This window comes from Parapusillimonas granuli, from assembly GCF_013416525.1.
In the GTDB taxonomy this organism is placed as follows: domain Bacteria; phylum Pseudomonadota; class Gammaproteobacteria; order Burkholderiales; family Burkholderiaceae_B; genus Parapusillimonas; species Parapusillimonas granuli.
Genome location: NZ_JACCEM010000006.1, coordinates 167,620 through 185,768, shown reverse-complemented (window position 1 = coordinate 185,768; position 18,149 = coordinate 167,620). Strand labels below are relative to the sequence as shown.

Here is an 18,149-nt window from a genome sequence, read left to right as displayed (position 1 = left end):
CGTTCTTGCGGCCGGCCTCGCCAGACCGAGATGTACGGATAGAAACTTTTATCGCGGCTGCGGTTTGCTTGCCATCATTTTCCCGGCTTCGACCGCCGCGGTCTTGAGCGCCGTCACGGCCGGCTGCTGGCCGTTAAGCGCCTGTTCCAGGGTGCGGTGGAACATGGCGTGGATCTGCGGGTAGTTGTCGATGCGGAAGCCGCGGCCGCGATTTCCCGGGCTGCGCGCATGAACGGCCACCAGCGACTGCCATTCGCCGAGGTCCTTGTAGTAGGACGGGTCGGTCTGCGCGAAGGCCTGCTGCGTAAGCGGCAGGAAGCCGGTTTTCTGGTACCACAGGGCGGCGTGCTTGGGCTCGGCCAGCCAGCCGAGGAAGCGGGCGCTGCCGGCATCGCTTTCCTTGGAGTGCCCGGCCGTCACCCACAGGGCCGAGCCGCCCACGAAGGGATTGCCGGGCTTGTCGGTGACCTGCGGATAATACGGCAAGCCGCTGACGGAGAAGTCCAGCTTCTTGGTGCCCTTGAACCAGCCCAGGTTGCTGGAGGTGGAGAACAGCACCGCGCATTCATTGTTGGCGAAGCGCTTGGCGGCCACGGCGCCGAATTCCGGCTTGACCATGAGCTCGGTGCGCACCCAGCTGATCATCAGCGACAGGTGGCGGATGTACATGACGTCGAACAGGAAGGCGGGCTTGCCCTTCAGGCCGTTGTCGTTGCTGGTGTACAGCTGGTTGTTGACGGCCGCCAGGTTTTCCAGGTTGATGGACACCGGCTGGTCGGACGTGAGCGGGCACCTGCGCGAACCGTTGTTGGCCAGCAGGACCAGCTGGTCCTGCAGGGCGTTCCAGGCGCGCTGGGGCACGGCCGGCTTCAGGTTGGCCTTTTTGAAGGATTCGATGTTGTAGTACATGACCGGGATGTCGACCATGTAGGGAAAAGCCAGCAGGCGGCCCTTGCCGTCGCGCGCAAAGGTGTTTTCTTCGGAAAGAAACCACTTGGCGTCCTTGATGGGATGCCTGGCCAGCAGGACGTGCAGCGGCTGTATGTAGGAACGGCCGGCGATCTGCTCGGGCGCGCGGTCGTCGTCCAGCTGCACCAGCTGGGGCCGGTCTTCGCGCTTCTTGGCCGCGGCCAGGGCGGCTTCGATGGCGTCTTCGTTTTCGAAGGCCTTCAGCTTTACGTTGACTTCGTTCTGGCTGCGGTTGAAGTCCTTGACCAGGTCTTCGAATACGGCGGTGTTGTAGGGGCTGAGGGAATGCCAGACCCGGATTTCGGTCGCGGCGGATACGGCCATGGACGATGCCAGCAGTGATCCGGCGCTCATCCAGGCGAGTTTGCGCATCGGACCCGATGCGCCAAATAGCCACTGAAATTTCATAAAGCAATTAACCTAGAAAAGGAAACTCGGGTTCGGGCCGGCGGCCGGAGACGAGGTCGGCCAGTGCGCGGCCGGAGCCCGCGCCCATGGTCCAGCCCAAAGTGCCATGCCCGGTATTGAGATACAGGTTCTGGATTTTCGTCCGGCCGACGAGGGGGACATTTGAAGGGGTTGCGGGACGCAAACCAGACCAGTAGTGTACGTTATCAAAATCGAGCACGCTTGGGAACAGTTCGCGCGCAAGCAGCGTCATATTATCGCAACGGGCGGTGTTCAGCGCCCGGGAATAGCCCGCCAGCTCGGCCGTTCCCGCCATGCGCAGGGTGTTGCCCAGCCGCGAATACACCACCTTGTTGGCGCTGTCCGTGAGGCTGACCATGGGCGCGCGCCCCGGGTCCAGGATGTTGAAGGTGGCCGAATACCCCTTGGCCGGATAGACGTTGCAGGGGATGCCCAGCGGCGTCACGAACTGCGGCGTGTAGGCGCCCAGGGCCGCCACATAGGCATCGGCCCGCAGGACCTCGTAGAGCCCTTCCGAGTTGATCAGCTCCGCCCCCTGGATGCGGCCGCCCAGCGACAGCAGCCGGCTCAGCCGGGTGGAATAGCGGAATTCGACGCCGGCCGCCTCGGCCTTTTCGGCCAGCGCCCGGGTGAACAGGTAGACGTCGCCGGTTTCGTCCTCGGCCGTGTAGTCGCCGCCCACGATGCGCTCGCGCATGCCGGCCAGCGCCGGCTCGAGCTGGATGATTTCCTCGGTGCTGACGATGCGCCGGTCCACGCCGAAGTCGCGCATCACCCCGGCCATTTCCTGCGACAGATCGAATTCGGCCTTGTCCCGGTAGAAATTGAGTATGCCGCGCTCCAGGTGGTCGTACTCTATGCCCAGCTCGCGGCGCATTTCCTGCAAGGTCCGGCGACTGTACTCGGACATGCGCACCATGGCGCGTATGTTGGGCGCAAGCCGCCCGGGCAGGCATTCGCGCAGGAAGAGCAGGCCCCACCACCACTGCCTGGGGTCGAGCTGAGGCTTGAAGACGATGGGGGAATCGTCCCGGAACAGCCAGCGCGCCAGCTTTCCGACCACATGGGGGTTGGCCCAGGGTTCGGAATACGAGACCGATATCTGCCCTCCGTTCGCGCGGCTGGTTTCCTGCGCGGGCCCGCTTCCGCGGTCGATCACGACGACGTCATGGCCATGTTGCCTGAGCCACCAGGCCGTCGACGTTCCGATGATTCCGCTACCCAGTACGGCTACTCTCATTGCGCTTTCCTTTGATGCTGGTTGGATTGCTTGGCGCCGCCTGCCGAGAATCCCGCCAGGCGCACGCGCACCAGGCTAGGCGATGTCCGCCTCGGTCGTGAAGGCGTCCGCGTAGAACTCTTCTTCCGGCAGCCCGCAGAGCTTCACGAAATCCCGCCTCGCGCTTTCGACCACGACGGGTGCGCCGCAGGCATAGACCTGGTGCCCGGAGAGATCCGGCAGGTCTTGCATCACGGCCTGGTGCACGTAGCCGCCTCGGCCCGTCCAGCCGTCTTCGGGCAAGGCGTCGGAGACGACGGGAACATAGGTGAAGTCCGGCAGGGTTGTCTCCCATTCGCGCGCCAGGGCATCCATGTAGAGATCCGCCGGCCGACGCCCGCCCCAGTACAGCACGGCCTTGCGCGTGCTGCCCGTTTCCATCATGCGCTCGATGATGGCCTTGATGGGGGCGAAGCCGGTGCCGCTGGCCAGGAAAACGATGGGCTTGCCGCTTTCCTCGCGCAGGAAGAAGGACCCCAGCGGACCCTCGACGCGCAGGATCTCGCGCGGCTTCATCTGCGTGGCCCCGGCGCCGAAGACGTGATCGGTGAACACGCCGCCGGGCGTGTGCCGGATATGCAGCTCGACGAGGTTGTTTTCGTTGGGGATGGTGGCCATGGAATAGCTGCGCCGCCGCCCGTCTTTCAGGATGAATTCCAGGTACTGGCCGGCGTAGTAGCGGAAGGGATCGGCGGCGGGCAGCTGCAGCTTGATGATTTTCACGTCGCTGGCGGCGTCTTCGATGGCCATCACCCGCGCCGGCATCTTGCGGATCTGGATGTCGCTGGCCATGCGGATCTCGCGCGCCTCGATGACCATGTCCGAGGTCGGCTTGGCCTGGCAGAACAGGGTGTAGCCCTGCTCGAGCTCTTCGGGCGCCAGCACATGGGCCGGACTGTCGCCGGCGTCGAAGCTGCCTTCCAGGACTTTGCCCTTGCAGGTGGAGCATGCGCCGTTGCGGCAGCTGTAGGGCAGGACGATGCCGGCGGCAAGGGCGGCATCGAGCACGGACTGACCGTCCTCGACCGTGAAAGCGTGGTTGCTGGGCTGGACGGTAACCTTGAAACTCATAAGTCTGACAATGGAAATGGATGAAAATTACGCCATTTTAAGGCTTTGGCGCCCGGGGCAGGAAAAGCGCCGCGGCGCCGGCGGATGCCCCGGCCGGCGCCGCGCCGCCGTCAGGCCCGCAAAAGTGTAGGTTGCTTCATCTTCAGGGACAAGGCCTTGCCTTTTCTGGCGCGCTTGCCCATGTATTCGGCCAGCGCTTGCATGTCCATGCTCCAGGTGGTGTCTTTGGCGCGGTATATGCCGCTGACCAGTATGCCCTCGGGGCCGACGGGCACCCACTGCGCCACCGCGTCGCCCTCGTCCAGCCCCATCAGGATGGTGCCGCGCCCGCCCCCCGACAGCGACTTGAACTCGTGCAGGTCGACGACGAGGAAGCGGCCCTTGCGGGCCAGCATGGCCACGTGCGTGTCGGTGCCGCGCAAGACCAGCGGCTTGAGCAGCGTGTCCGAGCCCTCCAGGCTGAGGAACTGCTTGCCGGCCCGCTGCCGGGTGGTCAGGTCCTTGTGTTTCGCGATGAAGCCATAGCCCGAGCGCGTACCCAGCACATAGCGCTGTTCCGCCGGCCCGGCCACCATGTGCACGATGCGCGCGCCCGGCTCCAGGTCGATCATGGAAGTGATGGGCTGGCCGTCCCCGCGCGCCGAAGGCAGGCTGGACACCGCGACCGTATAGACCCGCCCCGTGTTCGATATGGCGACCAGCTCGTCGGTGGTCAGGCACTCGGCGGTGTCGTACAGGGCATCGCCCGTCTTGAAGCCGAATTGCGCCGCATCGTGGCCGTGGCCCTGCCGCGCGCGCAGCCAGCCCTTCTGCGACATGATCACCGTGACCGGTTCCTCGACCACCTTGGATTCCAGCACCGCGCGCTCGGCCGTTTCGATCAGGGTGCGGCGGTCGTCGCCGTATTGCTTGGCGTCGGCTTCTATTTCCTTGACCATCAAGCGCTTGAACGCGGCGGGGTTGTCCAGCAGCTCGCGCAGGGACGCCTGCTCGGTGTTGCGCTCTTCCAGCTCCTTCTCTATCTTGAAGCCTTCCAGCCTGGCCAGCTGGCGCAAGCGCATTTCCAGGATGTCCTCGGCCTGCCTTTCCGAAAGCTCGAAGCGCGCCATCAGCGCCGCCTTGGGCTCGTCCGATTCGCGGATGGTCTGGATGACCTCGTCGACGTTCAGGTAGACCACCATGCGCCCTTCCAGCACGTGGATGCGGTCCGTCACCTTGTCCAGGCGGTATTCGGTCCGGCGCGTCATGGTGTGGGCGCGGAACTCCAGCCATTCGGCCAGGACCTGCCGCAGCGGCTTCTGGCGCGGACGGCCGTCCGTGCCCAGGCAGACGAGGTTGATCGGGGCGTTGCCTTCCATGCTGGTCTGCGCCAGCAGCAGGTTCACGAATTCGTCCCGGTCGATGCGGCTGGTCTTGGGCTCGAACACCAGGCGCACCGCCGCGTCCTTGCCCGATTCGTCGCGCACGGCGTCCAGCATGCCCAGCACGAGCGCCTTGGTCTGCTGCTGTTCGGCCGTCAGGCTTTTCTTGCCGGCCTTGACCTTGGGGTTGGTCAGGTCCTCGATTTCCTCCAGGATCTTCTGCGCGGAAGTGCCGGGCGGCAGTTCGTACGCCACCAGCTGCCATTGGCCGCGCGCCAGTTCCTCGAAGCGCCAGCGCGCGCGCGCCTTGATCGAGCCGCGGCCGGTGGCGTAGATGTGGGCGATGTCGGCGGGCGAGGAAATGATCTGGCCGCCGCCGGCGTAATCGGGCCCCGGCACCAGGGCGTAGAGTTCCTCGTCCGGCAGCTTGGGATTGCGGATGAGCGCCACGCAGGCATTCGCCACCTCGCGCAGGTTGTGGGACGGGATCTCGGTGGCCATGCCGACCGCGATGCCCGATGCGCCGTTCAACAGCATGACGGGCAGCCGCGCCGGCAGCAGGACCGGCTCTTTCTGGCTGCCGTCGTAGTTGGCGATGAAATCGACCGTGCCTTCGTCGAGCTCGTCCAGCAGGATGCGGGCGAAGGGCGTGAGGCGGGCTTCGGTATAGCGCATGGCCGCCGCGTTGTCGCCGTCGCGCGAGCCGAAGTTGCCGTGGCCGTCCACCAGCGGGTAGCGCAAGGTGAAGTCCTGCGCCATGCGCACCATGGCGTCATAGGCGGCCTGGTCGCCATGGGGGTGGTACTTGCCCAGCACGTCGCCCACGACGCGCGCCGACTTGACGGGCTTGGCCCCCGCCCCCAGGCCCATGGCCTGCATGGCATACAGTATGCGGCGCTGCACGGGCTTCTGGCCGTCGGCCACGTCGGGCAGGGCCCGGCCGCGCACCACCGATACCGCGTAATCCAGGTAGGCCTGCTCGGCATAGTGGGCCAGCGTCATGCCGGCGCCGTCATCGCCGCCCTGGTCGAACAAATCTGCTTGTGTACTATCCATTATCCATCCCGGTGTGGGTCAAGGCCTGCAGACGTCAGACGTCGACCTCGGCCAAATTGCCTTTTTCTTCCAGCCAGCTGCGGCGATGCGCCGATTCGCCCTTGCCCATGAGCATGTCGAACATTTCGGTCGTGGCCCGGGCGTCGAGCGCGCCATAGCCCACCCGCATCAGGCGGCGCGTGTCGGGATTCATGGTGGTGTCCCAAAGCTGCTCGGCGCTCATTTCGCCCAGCCCCTTGAAGCGGCTGATGCTCCAGCTGCCTTCCCGCAACCCTTCCGTGCGCAGTTTTTCCTGGACCACGTCGAGTTCGCCCTGGTCCAGGCAATACACCTTGCGGGCCGGCCGCTTGCCCGCCGCAGGGACGTCCACCCGGAACAGCGGAGGCCGCGCCACATGGACGTGGCCGGCTTCGACCAGCTTCGGAAAATGCTTGAAGAACAGAGTGAGCAGCAGCACCTGTATGTGGGAGCCATCGACGTCGGCGTCCGACAGGATGCAGATGCGGCCGTAGCGCAAGCCGGAGAGATCCGGGGAATCGGACGGGCCGTGAGGGTCCACGCCTATCGCCACCGAGATGTCGTGGATCTCGTTGTTGGCGAACAGGCGCTCCCGGTCGACTTCCCAGGAGTTCAGGACCTTGCCCCGCAAAGGCAGCACCGCCTGGAATTCCTTGTCGCGGCCCATCTTGGCGGAGCCGCCGGCGGAATCGCCTTCCACCAGGAAAATCTCGGTGCGGGCCGCGTCGCTGGACTCGCAGTCCGTGAGCTTGCCCGGCAGCACCGCGACCCCCGAGCTCTTGCGCTTCTCGACCTTCTGCAGGGAACGCGCGCGCGCCTGCGCCTGGCGGATGGCCGTCTCGGCGAGCTTCTTGCCGTACTCGACGTTGGCATTCAGCCAGAGGTCGAGCGCGTTCTTCACGAAGCCGCTGACCAGCCGGACGGCGTCCCGGCTGTTCAGGCGTTCCTTGATCTGCCCCTGGAACTGCGGGTCCAGCACCTTGGCCGACAGCACGAAGCTGGCGCGCGCGAAGACGTCCTCGGGCAGGAGCTTGACCCCCTTGGGAACCAGGCCGTGCAGTTCCGCGAACGCCTTGACGGCATTGAACAAGCCTTCGCGCAGGCCCGATTCGTGGGTTCCGCCCGCGGTGGTGGAAATGAGGTTGACGTAGGATTCGCGCAGCACCGTCCCTTCGGCCGTCCAGGCCACCGCCCAGTGCGCGCCCTCCCCCGGGGCGAAGGACTCGTCGTCCTCGGCGGCGTACTGCCGGCCTTCGAACACCGGGATGATTTTCTCGGCGCCGTCCAGGGCCTCTTCGAGATAGCCGCGCAGGCCGTCGCGATACTGCCATTCGCGCCGCTCGCCGGTCTTTTCGATGGTGAGCGTGACCTTGACGTCGTTGAGCAGGACCGCCTTGCTGCGCAGCACGTGTATCAGGTCGGCCAGCGGCACCGCCGCGCTGTCGAAATAATGCGGGTCCGGCCACACGCGCACGCGGGTGCCCGTCTTGCGGCGGGACACGGATTCGAGCGTGCGCAGGGGCTCCAGCACCTCGCCGCCGGCGAAGACCAGCTCGTGCGTCGCGCCGTCGCGCCAGATCCGCACTTCCAGGCGCTTGGCCAGCGCATTCGTGACCGAGACCCCCACCCCGTGCAAGCCGCCGGAGAACGCATAGGCGCCGCCGTCCTTCTTGTCGAACTTGCCGCCGGCATGCAGGCGCGTGAAGACGAGCTCGGCCACCGGCGCGTTCTCTTCCGGATGCAGGCCCACGGGGATGCCGCGGCCGTCGTCCTCCACCGTGACGCTGCCGTCGGCATGCAGGGTCACGTCGATCTGCCGGCCGAAGCCCGCCAGCGCCTCGTCGGCCGCGTTGTCGATGACTTCCTGGAGTATGTGCAAAGGGTTGTCGGTGCGGGTGTACATACCCGGCCTTTGCCGCACCGGCTCCAGGCCCTTCAGGACCCGGATGGATGCTTCGTCGTAGCGTGGTGTAGCCAATTTAGTCTCGAATCTGGTGTGAAGAGTGGGTATTTTACGGACTGCCGGGCGCCCGCGAACCCACCCAACACGGCACGACAGTGGTATGCTTGTCAGAATCCAGCAACAAACGATCACACACGATTAATAGAATACATTGTGCGGTTTGCTTGCATTCCCGTATAGTTTTCAGACTCCGATCTCTTTTTTCTTTTTTATCATGAGCGAATCCATCAAACACGTGAGCGACGCGTCCTTCGACGCCGACGTCATCAACTCCAGCCTGCCCGTGCTGGTCGACTACTGGGCGGCGTGGTGCGGTCCCTGCAAGATGATCGCGCCTTTGCTCGATGAAGCCGCCAAGCAGTATGAAGGCCGTGTTATCATTGCCAAAGTCAATGTAGATGAAAACCCCGAAACCGCCGCCAAGTTCGGCATTCGCGGCATCCCCACCCTGATGTTGTTCAAAGACGGCAAAGCCGCCGCAACCAAGGTAGGCGCATTGTCCAAGTCTCAACTGACCGCGTTCCTGGACGAATCCCTGTAATCTCGACTCGACTCCCATCGTTTTGCGCGCGAGCCTACTCTGGCTCGCCACGATCTTGCAAATACCCCCTTCTCTTCTCACATGCATCTCACCGAATTAAAAACACAGCACGTCTCGAAGCTGCTGGAAATGGCCGCAGAGCTGGAAATCGACAACGCTAGCCGTCTGCGCAAGCAGGAGCTCATGTTCGCCATCATGAAGCGGCGTGCCAAGCAAGGCGAGCAAATTTTCGGTGACGGCGTGCTTGAAGTGCTGCCCGACGGCTTCGGCTTTCTGCGCTCGCCCGACACTTCCTACCTGGCCAGCACCGACGACATCTACATCTCGCCGTCGCAGATCCGCCGCTTCAACCTGCACACCGGTGACTCCATCGAAGGGGAAGTCCGCACGCCCAAGGACGGCGAACGCTATTTCGCGCTGGTCAAGGTCGACAAGGTCAACGGCATGCAGCCGGAGGCCATCAAGCACCGCATCATGTTCGAGAACCTCACGCCGCTGCACCCCGACGAGGTCATGACGCTCGAACGCGACATCAAGAGCGAAGAGAACATCACCGGGCGCATCCTGGACATCTTCGCGCCGCTGGGCAAGGGCCAGCGCGCCCTGATCGTGGCCAGCCCCAAGTCCGGCAAGACCGTGATGATGCAGCACATCGCGCACGCCATCTCCACCAACTACCCCGACGCCGTCATGATCGTCCTGCTGGTCGACGAGCGCCCTGAAGAAGTCACCGAAATGCAGCGCACGGTGCGCGGGGAAGTCGTCGCCTCCACCTTCGACGAACCCGCCACGCGCCACGTCCAGGTCGCTGAAATGGTCATCGAAAAGGCCAAGCGCCTGGTCGAGCTCAAGAAAGACGTCGTCATCCTGCTCGACTCCATCACCCGGCTCGCGCGCGCCTACAACACGGTCGTACCCGCGTCGGGCAAGGTCCTCACGGGCGGCGTCGACGCCAACGCGCTGCAGCGCCCCAAGCGCTTCTTCGGCGCCGCGCGCAACGTTGAAGAAGGCGGCTCGCTGACCATCATCGGCACGGCCCTGGTGGAAACCGGTAGCCGCATGGACGAAGTCATCTACGAAGAATTCAAAGGCACCGGCAACAGCGAGGTCCACCTCGAACGCCGGCTGGCCGAAAAACGCGTCTACCCCGCCATCAATCTCAACAAGTCGGGCACACGCCGCGAAGAACTGCTCATCAAGCCAGAGCTTCTACAAAAGGTCTGGGTACTCAGGAAGTTCATACACGACATGGACGAAATCGAAGCCATGGAGTTTATTTTGGACAAGATACGCGCAACCAAAACAAACGCCGAGTTCTTCGACATGATGAAGAAATAAGCGGCTGAACACACCTGTAAGCCTCTCAACCGAGAGGCTTACTTGCGTAATGCATCCGCAAATCGACATAAGCAACTATGCCGACTCACAGCGCACAATTTCAATCCCGCTGAGTCCTGCTTACTCAGTACGCACCACATAGAGCACCTCTCGATGACACTACCTACATTAGACCGATTTCTTGACCAGATCCGCACGCGTGACCCGCACCAACCCGAGTTCATGCAAGCCGTCAAAGAGGTAATGAACAGTTTGTGGCCTTTCATCGAGCGTAACCCCCAATACGCCGATCAAGGCTTGCTGGAGCGCCTGGTCGAGCCCGAGCGCGCCATCCAATTCCGTATCGCCTGGGTCGATGACCAGGGCAAGGTACAGGTCAATCGCGGCTTCCGCATACAGCACAGCTCGGCCATCGGCCCCTTCAAGGGCGGCATGCGCTTCCACCCCTCGGTCAATCTTTCCATCCTCAAATTCCTGGCCTTCGAGCAGACCTTCAAGAACGCCCTCACGACCCTGCCCATGGGCGGCGGCAAGGGCGGCTCCGACTTCGACCCCAAGGGCAAGTCCGACGCCGAAGTCATGCGCTTCTGCCAGGCGCTCATGCTGGAACTCTACCGCCACCTGGGTCCGGACACGGACGTCCCCGCCGGCGACATCGGCGTTGGTGCGCGCGAAGTCGGCTTCATGGCGGGCATGATGAAAAAGCTGTCGAACTCCGCCGGCAGCGTGTTCACCGGCAAGGGCATCACCTTCGGCGGCAGCCTGATCCGCCCCGAGGCCACCGGCTACGGCACCGTGTACTTCGCCGAAGAAATGCTCAAGCACGCGAACCAGTCCATAGAAGGCCTGACCGTATCGGTGTCGGGCTCGGGCAACGTCGCGCAATACGCCATCGAGAAATGCCTGCAGCTGGGCGCCAAGGTCGTCACCGTGTCGGATTCGCACGGCACGGTGGTGGACAAGGCGGGCTTCACGCAGGAAAAGCTGGCCGAGCTCATCCGCCTGAAGAACGAAGAGCGCGGCCGGGTCGAGACCTACGCCCAGCGCTTCAACCTGGTCTATGAAGCCGGCAAGCGGCCCTGGCACGTGCCGGTCGACGTCGCCCTGCCCTGCGCCACCCAGAACGAGCTCGAGCTCGAAGACGCGAAGACGCTCATCCGCAACGGCGTGCGCTGTGTGGCCGAAGGCGCCAACATGCCCACCAGCCTGGAAGCGGTCGACGCCTTCGTCGAAGCCAAGATCCTGTATGCGCCCGGCAAGGCCAGCAACGCCGGCGGCGTGGCGGTATCGGGCCTGGAAATGAGCCAGAACGCGCAGCGCCTGCAATGGACGCGCGATCAGGTGGACGCCAAGCTGCACGCCATCATGCGCGACATCCACGAAAACTGCGTGCATCACGGCAGCGAAGGCAAGACGGTCAATTATGTGAACGGCGCGAACATCGCCGGCTTCGTCAAGGTGGCGGACGCCATGCTGCAGCAAGGCGTGTATTGATCCGTTGCGCGCTCTTTGGAAAGCCGGCCGCCGCGCCGGCTTTTTCAATGGGCGATGTGCTCCTCGCCGGCTTTCCCGGCGCCGCCGCCCTTGGCGTCCGGGCCGCCGGTTTCGCGTATCAGCGGGTCCTTCCATGAACCCGATACCTGGTATTGCACCGTCATCGCCCTGGCCAAGGGCGCCTGCAACAGCAATTGCGTCAGGAAGGCCCCCACGCCGACCACCGGATTGACCGCGATGCCCGCCGCGATGGCCGCGCCGCTGACGTCCAGATTGGGAATCACGACGGCGCGCAGATTCATCTGTTCATCGATCAGGTTCACTTTGCCGTCCATGACGATCGTGCCGACGGGCCCCGTCACCCGATAATCGCGCGTGCTGAGGACGCCCTGGCGCATCAAGATGGTGCCGCGCAGGTTGTCATAGGGGAAGCCTTCCTTGGTGAGACCGGTCGGGTTCAGGTCCAGCCGGGCCAGGCGGCGCACCGACTGCAGGGACAAAAGTTCCAGCAGCCGGGCGGAATAGGAATTGACCGAGCTGAAGCGCCCTTTTTCGAGCTTGAATTCGACGTCGCCGTTCAAATCGGCCTTGCTGAACTCCCAGGGCATGTTCCGCCACTGCAGCTTTCCGGTGATCGTGCCCTGCCCGGCTTTCATGGCGTCTTTCACGCCTAGCTGTTCCAGATAGGCCCCCAGGTCCTTGATGGCGACCCGGGCATCCAGTTCCAGCCCCCTCTGGGGCCCGCTCAAACGCCACAGCCCGCTGCCTTCCAGCGCCGCATGGGGGCTGGAGACCTTCATTTCATCCAGGCGCCAGAGCCGCCCCCTGGACTGGTTCACCCCCACCAGGGACAGCGCGCCCACGTGCCTGCCGTACAGGCGCAGCTCATTGACGCGCAGGTCGATGGCCGGAATGTCGAACTCGTCGTCCACCTGGAAGCTGTCGCCGTCATCGTCGCCGGACTCGTCCTCGGCGTCGTCGGCGCCCAGCGACAGCCGGTCGAAACGGGCGTCCACGCGGCCGGCGATCCGCCCTTGCGCCTCCTTCCAGTACAGCGTCCCCGCGGTCTGTTTGGAACTGACGTCGACACGCCATTGCTGCGCCTCGGGCTGGCGGGCGGTGAAGTTCAGCTCGTCCAGGGTCAGGCCTTGCACCCGGGCCTGGCCCGACTGCAGCCTGACCTGGGTCACGTCCGGCAGCAGGGGGCGGCCCCGGCTCTGATCGCGCGCGGGCGCGGACGCCGGCGCAAGCTCGGTGGAAAAGTCCTGGGCGACCCGGTGCCAGGCATCGAGGTCGACGGCGGGATAGCGCAAGTCCAGCGCCAGGCCTTGCATCGGCATCTGGATCTCCTGCCGCAGGCCCACGAAGCCGGCATGGAAATAGCTGGAGCTCTTGCCGCGCTCGCGATGCAGGAACAAGGCCTCGACGTCGCCGCCCAGGGTCAGGCTCAAGCCCATGTCGCCCCCCGCCGCCTGGCGCTTCCAGCTGGCGCGCAAAGGCAGCGCCTGGCCCGCCGGCTTGCCCAGCGGGGGCGGGAAGTCCAGGGCCAGGCCCTGCATGTCGGTGCTCACCGCCAGGGAAAGATCGCCGGCCTTGCTGCGCTGCAGGACGGCGTCATAGGCGAAGTCGCCGGACAGGCGCTTCATGCCGCGCAGGCCTACGTGCCTTTCCAGCGCCGCGGCGCTCGCCTTGCCGCGGAACGCCAGGCCTTTGGCGCCGCCGCCCACGCCGCCGCCGACGGCGACCGGGCCGCCCAGGAATTCGCCCTTCAGGTCCGCGGCCTGGATGTCGGTTTCCGTGAAGGCCAGGGCGCCGCTCAAGCGCCTGAAGGCCGGCATCTCGGGCATGGGCTGGAACTCGCCGCCGGAAAAACGGACCTCGCCCTTCACCGCGCCGTCCCGGCCGTCCACCAGCGGCAGGGACATGGCCAGGGGGACTTCCCATTCGCCGGTGGCGCGCGCCTCGTCCAGCAGACCGTCCAGCATCTTGCCCAGCGGGGAATGCCGGACCAGCGCCAGGTAGGCGTCCGCCTTCGCGGCGGTATGCCCTTGCACCTCCAGCACGGAGTCCCGCTCGAGGTTGGCGATGCGCGCCTCGATGCCCTTCAACTCGATGGGCAGCCCCGGCTGGGGCAGCATCGTGGCCCGTTCGGCAAACAGCCGCAGATCGACGCGATGCAGCGCCAGCCTGCCGTCCATGTCGGCCAGCCGCGGCCAGCCCGGCTCTTTGCCTTCGGCCGGCAAGTAGTCGATGACCGCCCCGTGGTAGCTGCCGTCGATACGGAAGTCGCCCTTGCCGGGCTCGTCGCCGAAAGGAAAGTGTTCGAGATCGCCCTTGAGCACCACGCCGGCGTCGCGGATGGTGCCCGCCAGCAGGCCCTTGGCCATCCAGTCCCGGGCGTCGAAATCCACGGTCTTGGGCATGTATTCGTCGATCGCTTCTATCATGGCCCGGCTGATCCGGCCCTGCACGTCGACCAGGCCGGCGGCCCCGTCGCCGCCCTCGCGCCAGGTTCCGCTGAGCGTGGCGTCGACATCCCGGTTCTGCACGCGCAAAGACCGGGCGCGCAGCCGCAGTGCGCCGCCCTCGGCCTCTTCGATGCTGCCGTCGGCGTCCACTTGGTCGACCGCGATGGCGTGCTCGAACAGCTCGGGCATGCGCAGGTCCAGGCCCTGCATCCAAAGACGATAATCGATGGGCGAGGCGGCGCCCGCCGCGCCGGGGCGGCCATGGAACACCTTCTGGTAGGAATCCCAGGATCCGTTCACATGCAGCCGGACCGCGCGCGCCCGGACGTCGCCGCCTTCGGGCAAGGACCAATGGCCGTCGGCAACCGAGGTGTCCGAGGCGATGCGCTGGATTTTTCCGTCGGCGAACCGCAGCCAGCTGCGGGTGGACAGCCGGTCGGTTCCGAAATGCGGCGGCATGTCGACCCAGGGCGTCCAGCTCGCGGGGCGCAGGTCTTCCAGGCCCAGGTAGAGCTCGCCCCTGAGGTCGGACGGGCGAAACGCCCGCTCCCGCGAGAACGTGCTGGCCAGCCGCCCGCGCAGGTCCAGGGCGCCGCCCAAGGCCGCGGGCGGCCTGGCCGTCAAAGAGAACTGGTGGTCGCTGCGCTGGTTCTGGACGATCAGGGTGACGTCTTCCAGCACCAGGGGCGGCGCCGCTTTGTGCTCGTCGAGCCAGCGGATCTTGGCATGGCGCAAGGTGATGCCGCGCTGAGCCAGCAGCCAGCTGAAAAATGCATCGCGCCCGCCTTCGTCCGCCTGGGCCGCGGCATCGCCGCCGATGGCCCGCCCCAGCACGTGCAGCTGCTTCCCGGCGTCGCGCCGCAAGGTCAGGTCGACGCCGTCCGCGGTCAGCGCCAGGAAGCGGGGCTCGAAAGAGAATAGGCTGCGCCAGCTGAGCGTCCCGTGGACCGCGGGCAGCGCCAGCAGGCGGCCGCGTTCGGGGTGCGAGATGACCACGTTTTCGATGTCGAAACTGGGATTCAGGCCTTTCCATTGGGCGCGGATCTCGCCCAGCCCCACCCGCATTTCCAGCGCCGCCGACAGCTGCTCCGCTATGGGCTCGCGCCAGCGGTCGATGTTGGGCAGCACCCAGTAGCGGACGGCGAGCACCAGCACGGCAAGCGCGAAATAGGCAAGCAACGCTGTTCTGAGAGCCAGCTTCAGGAAGGCGGCGGGAACCCGGAGCCATGCGTGGCGCCGAGGTTCCCGATATTCTTTAGCCATCGGACTTCCGATTCAGGACACTATCCAGAACAATAACATTTGCGGTATCTTGCCGTTGATCAGCCATTTTTCTGTTTCGAGCGTTATCGCATTCCACTCAGCCGATGCCTTCAGCCATTATATTAGAGCGCGCCCTGCGCTGGTCCGGCGCCCTGCGCCGCAAGACCGATGCCCACACCAGCTTTGGAACATGGCTCGAAGCCGCGGCCGCGCAGCCGCTGACCCGGCAAGGCATCGCCGGCTGGTTCCACGAATTATGCGGCACGGCCGCCGGGCCCGGCGGCGTGGTTCCGGTCGCCGACCTGAAGCGGGTGTTGCGCAAGCTGCGCGAGCGGGTGTTCTATTGCGCGATGGTGCGCGACCTCAACGCCGCGGCCGACCTGCAGGAAGTCGTCGGCGCCATGACGGCGCTGGCCGATCTCGCCATCGCGCAGGCTTACAGAAGCGTCGCGGCCGGCCTGGCCGAAACGCACGGCGTGCCCATCGACCCGTCCACCGGCAGGCCCCAGGAGATGATCATCGTCGGCATGGGCAAGCTGGGCGGCAAAGAACTGAACGTGTCCTCCGACATCGACCTCATCATGCTCTATGGCGAGGAAGGCGAGACCGCCGGCCGGCGCAAGATCAGCCATCATGAATTCTACGGGCGCGTCACCCAGCGCATGATGCCGGTGCTGTCGGAAATCGACGCGGACGGCCAGGTGTTCCGCACCGACCTGCGCCTGCGCCCCGACGGGGACGCGGGCCCGCCGGCCTGGAGCCTGGAAGCGCTGGAGAACTATCTCGTCGTCCAGGGGCGCGAATGGGAACGCTATGCCTGGCTGAAGGGCCGCGTCATTCCGTGCCGCGCCTTCGACGGCAGCGACCCTTCCGCCCAATGGGCGCAGCTGGAATCCCTCAGGACGCCTTTCGTCTACCGCAAGTATTTCGATTTCGACGCGCTTGCCGCCCTGCGCGGCCTGCGCGAACGCATACGGCAGGACTGGCAGCGCCGGGCGCTCGCGCGCACGGGCATCGACACCGTGCACAACATCAAGCTCGGGGACGGCGGCATCCGGGAAATCGAATTCGTCGTGCAATTGAACCAGCTCATCCGGGGCGGGCGCATGCCTTCCCTGCAGCAGCGCGGCCTGCTGGCCGCCATGGAAAAACAGGTCGCAGCGGGCGTCCTGGCCGCCGACGTCGCGGCGGGCCTGGGCTCCGCCTACCGCTACCTGCGCCGCGTGGAGCACCTGCTGCAATACCGGGAAGACGAACAGACGCACCTGCTGCCGTCCGACGAGCGCGGCTGCGACGCCCTGGCCGACGCCATGGGCATGGCGCGCGGCGACTTCGACCGCGCGCTGGCGGACCACCGCGCCTTCGTCGCCCGGACTTTCCGCGACGCCTTCCGCATCGCGGGCATGGGCGAGGCCGAGGGCGACGGCGGCCGGCACGGCCTCGAAGCGCCCTGCCCCAGCCTCGCGGAGCACCTGCGCACGCACCTGGGGGACGGCGCCGAGGACATCCAGCGCCAGGTGGACGCCCTGCTGGACAGCCACCGCATTCGCAGCCTGCCGCCCAGCAGCCGCAAGCGGGTGGAAAAGCTGCTGCCGGCGCTGATCGCCATGGCCGGCAAAACCGGGCAGCCGGCCACCACGGCCACCCGTCTGCTGGAGCTGATCGAACACATCGCCCAGCGCAGCGCCTACCTGGCCCTGCTTGCGGAATACCCCGAAACCCTGGCCCGCGTCGCGCGCATCGTCAGCGCCAGCCCGTGGGCATCGGAATACCTGCGCCGCTACCCCTTGCTGCTGGACAGCCTGATCGAATGGCATTCCTTGCTGGAACCGACGGACTTCACGCAGATTTCCGCCCAGATGCGGCGCGAGCTGGACGCCTGCGCCCTGCCCGACGGCAGCCCCGACGTGGAACAGCAAATGAACCTGATGCGCGACATCCAGCACCAGGTCACTTTCCAGCTGCTGGCCCAGGACCTGGAAGGCGTGCTGACGGTGGAGCAACTGGCCGACCAGCTGTCCGCGCTCGCGGACATGATGCTGGGTGAAACCATACGGCGGGTGTGGCCGCTGGTCCAGCCCCGCGGGCATGCCGCCCCCTTTCCCGAGCCGCGTTTCGGCATCATCGCCTACGGCAGGCTGGGCGGCAAGGAGCTCGGCTATGCCTCCGACCTGGACCTCGTCTTCCTTTACGACGGCTCGGGCGACGAAGCCGGCGAGACCTATGTCAAGCTGGGCCGGCGCATGGTGTCCTGGCTGTCGACCATGACGTCCTCGGGCCGCCTGTACGAGATCGACCTGCGGCTCCGCCCCGACGGCGAGGCCGGCCTGATCGCCATCCCCGTCGACGCCTTCGAGGAATATCAAACCAAGCAGGCCTGGGCCTGGGAGCACCAGGCCATCACCCGCGCGCGCTTCGTGGTGGGGGACCCCGCCATCGGCAAGCGCTTCGACGCGATCCGCGAGCGCATTCTGCTGCAGCCGCGCGACCCGGAAGCCTTCAAGAACGAAGTGCGCGGCATGCGCGACAAGATCAGCGCCGGCCACCCCAACCGCACGCCCGACTTCGACCTGAAGCACGACCGCGGAGGCATGGTCGACGTCGAGTTCATCACCCAGTACCTGGTTTTGTGCCATGCCCGGCGGCATCCGGTGCTGCTGGGCAACCTGGGCAACATCGCCCTGCTGCGCCTGGCGGCGGAAGCGGGGCTGATCCCCGCGGACCTGGCCGAACAAGCGGCCGACGCCTACCGGGAATTCCGCCGGCAGCAGCACGCGCTGCGGCTGCAGGGCGCCGAAAAGGCGCGCCTGCCCAGCGACCGCCTGACCCAAGAGCGCGCCGCCGTGATGGCGCTTTGGAATCTGGTCATAGGGGACTAAAATGACTCTTTACCTGTTTC

The 18,149-nt window shown here is 65.6% G+C and carries 10 protein-coding genes; 4 read left to right on the top strand and 6 right to left on the bottom strand.

Annotation, left to right across the window (positions count from 1 at the left end; genetic code table 11):
* Nucleotides 1-48 precede the first annotated feature (48 nt).
* The 5 genes from H0A72_RS12800 to H0A72_RS12780 all read right to left on the bottom strand — a co-directional run bounded on the left by H0A72_RS12800 (nt 49) and on the right by H0A72_RS12780 (nt 8,161).
* Complete coding sequence (locus tag H0A72_RS12800) at nt 49-1,323, bottom strand: extracellular solute-binding protein (protein WP_246437057.1); 1,275 nt, start codon at nt 1,321-1,323, stop codon at nt 49-51.
* 61 nt (nt 1,324-1,384) lie between these two features.
* Nucleotides 1,385-2,638, bottom strand: coding sequence for a D-amino acid dehydrogenase (locus H0A72_RS12795; RefSeq protein WP_180155884.1), 1,254 nt, complete (start codon nt 2,636-2,638; stop codon nt 1,385-1,387).
* Nucleotides 2,639-2,713: 75 nt separating this feature from the next.
* Nucleotides 2,714-3,748 carry a CDP-6-deoxy-delta-3,4-glucoseen reductase gene (locus H0A72_RS12790; protein ID WP_180155882.1) on the bottom strand — a complete coding sequence of 345 codons (1,035 nt, stop codon included), beginning with the start codon at nt 3,746-3,748 and terminating at the stop codon, nt 2,714-2,716.
* Nucleotides 3,749-3,858: 110 nt separating this feature from the next.
* Nucleotides 3,859-6,168 carry a DNA topoisomerase IV subunit A gene (gene parC / locus H0A72_RS12785; RefSeq protein WP_425502548.1) on the bottom strand — a complete coding sequence of 770 codons (2,310 nt, stop codon included), beginning with the start codon at nt 6,166-6,168 and terminating at the stop codon, nt 3,859-3,861.
* Between the two features lie 31 nt (nt 6,169-6,199).
* Nucleotides 6,200-8,161, bottom strand: coding sequence for a DNA topoisomerase IV subunit B (locus tag H0A72_RS12780; protein ID WP_180155878.1), 1,962 nt, complete (start codon nt 8,159-8,161; stop codon nt 6,200-6,202).
* A gap of 199 nt (nt 8,162-8,360) precedes the next feature.
* Here H0A72_RS12780 and trxA point away from each other — a divergent pair, with 199 nt between their 5' ends.
* The 3 genes from trxA (at nt 8,361) to gdhA (ending at nt 11,519) form a co-directional block, all read left to right on the top strand.
* Complete coding sequence (gene trxA / locus H0A72_RS12775) at nt 8,361-8,687, top strand: thioredoxin TrxA (RefSeq protein ID WP_180155876.1); 327 nt, start codon at nt 8,361-8,363, stop codon at nt 8,685-8,687.
* A gap of 81 nt (nt 8,688-8,768) precedes the next feature.
* Nucleotides 8,769-10,025: a transcription termination factor Rho gene (gene rho, locus H0A72_RS12770; RefSeq protein ID WP_180155874.1), complete on the top strand. Its 1,257-nt coding sequence runs from the start codon at nt 8,769-8,771 to the stop codon at nt 10,023-10,025.
* A gap of 153 nt (nt 10,026-10,178) precedes the next feature.
* A complete protein-coding gene (gene gdhA, locus H0A72_RS12765; RefSeq protein ID WP_180155873.1) occupies nt 10,179-11,519 on the top strand; it encodes an NADP-specific glutamate dehydrogenase in 1,341 nt (446 codons plus the stop codon).
* 44 nt (nt 11,520-11,563) lie between these two features.
* On the opposite strand, the gene H0A72_RS12760 is transcribed toward gdhA, so the two are convergent.
* Entirely contained in the window at nt 11,564-15,250 is a 3,687-nt protein-coding gene (locus H0A72_RS12760; protein WP_180155871.1) for a YhdP family protein, read from the bottom strand.
* Between the two features lie 104 nt (nt 15,251-15,354).
* Here H0A72_RS12760 and glnE point away from each other — a divergent pair, with 104 nt between their 5' ends.
* Entirely contained in the window at nt 15,355-18,129 is a 2,775-nt protein-coding gene (gene glnE, locus H0A72_RS12755) for a bifunctional [glutamate--ammonia ligase]-adenylyl-L-tyrosine phosphorylase/[glutamate--ammonia-ligase] adenylyltransferase (RefSeq protein ID WP_180155869.1), read from the top strand.
* Nucleotides 18,130-18,149: the final 20 nt, after the last annotated feature.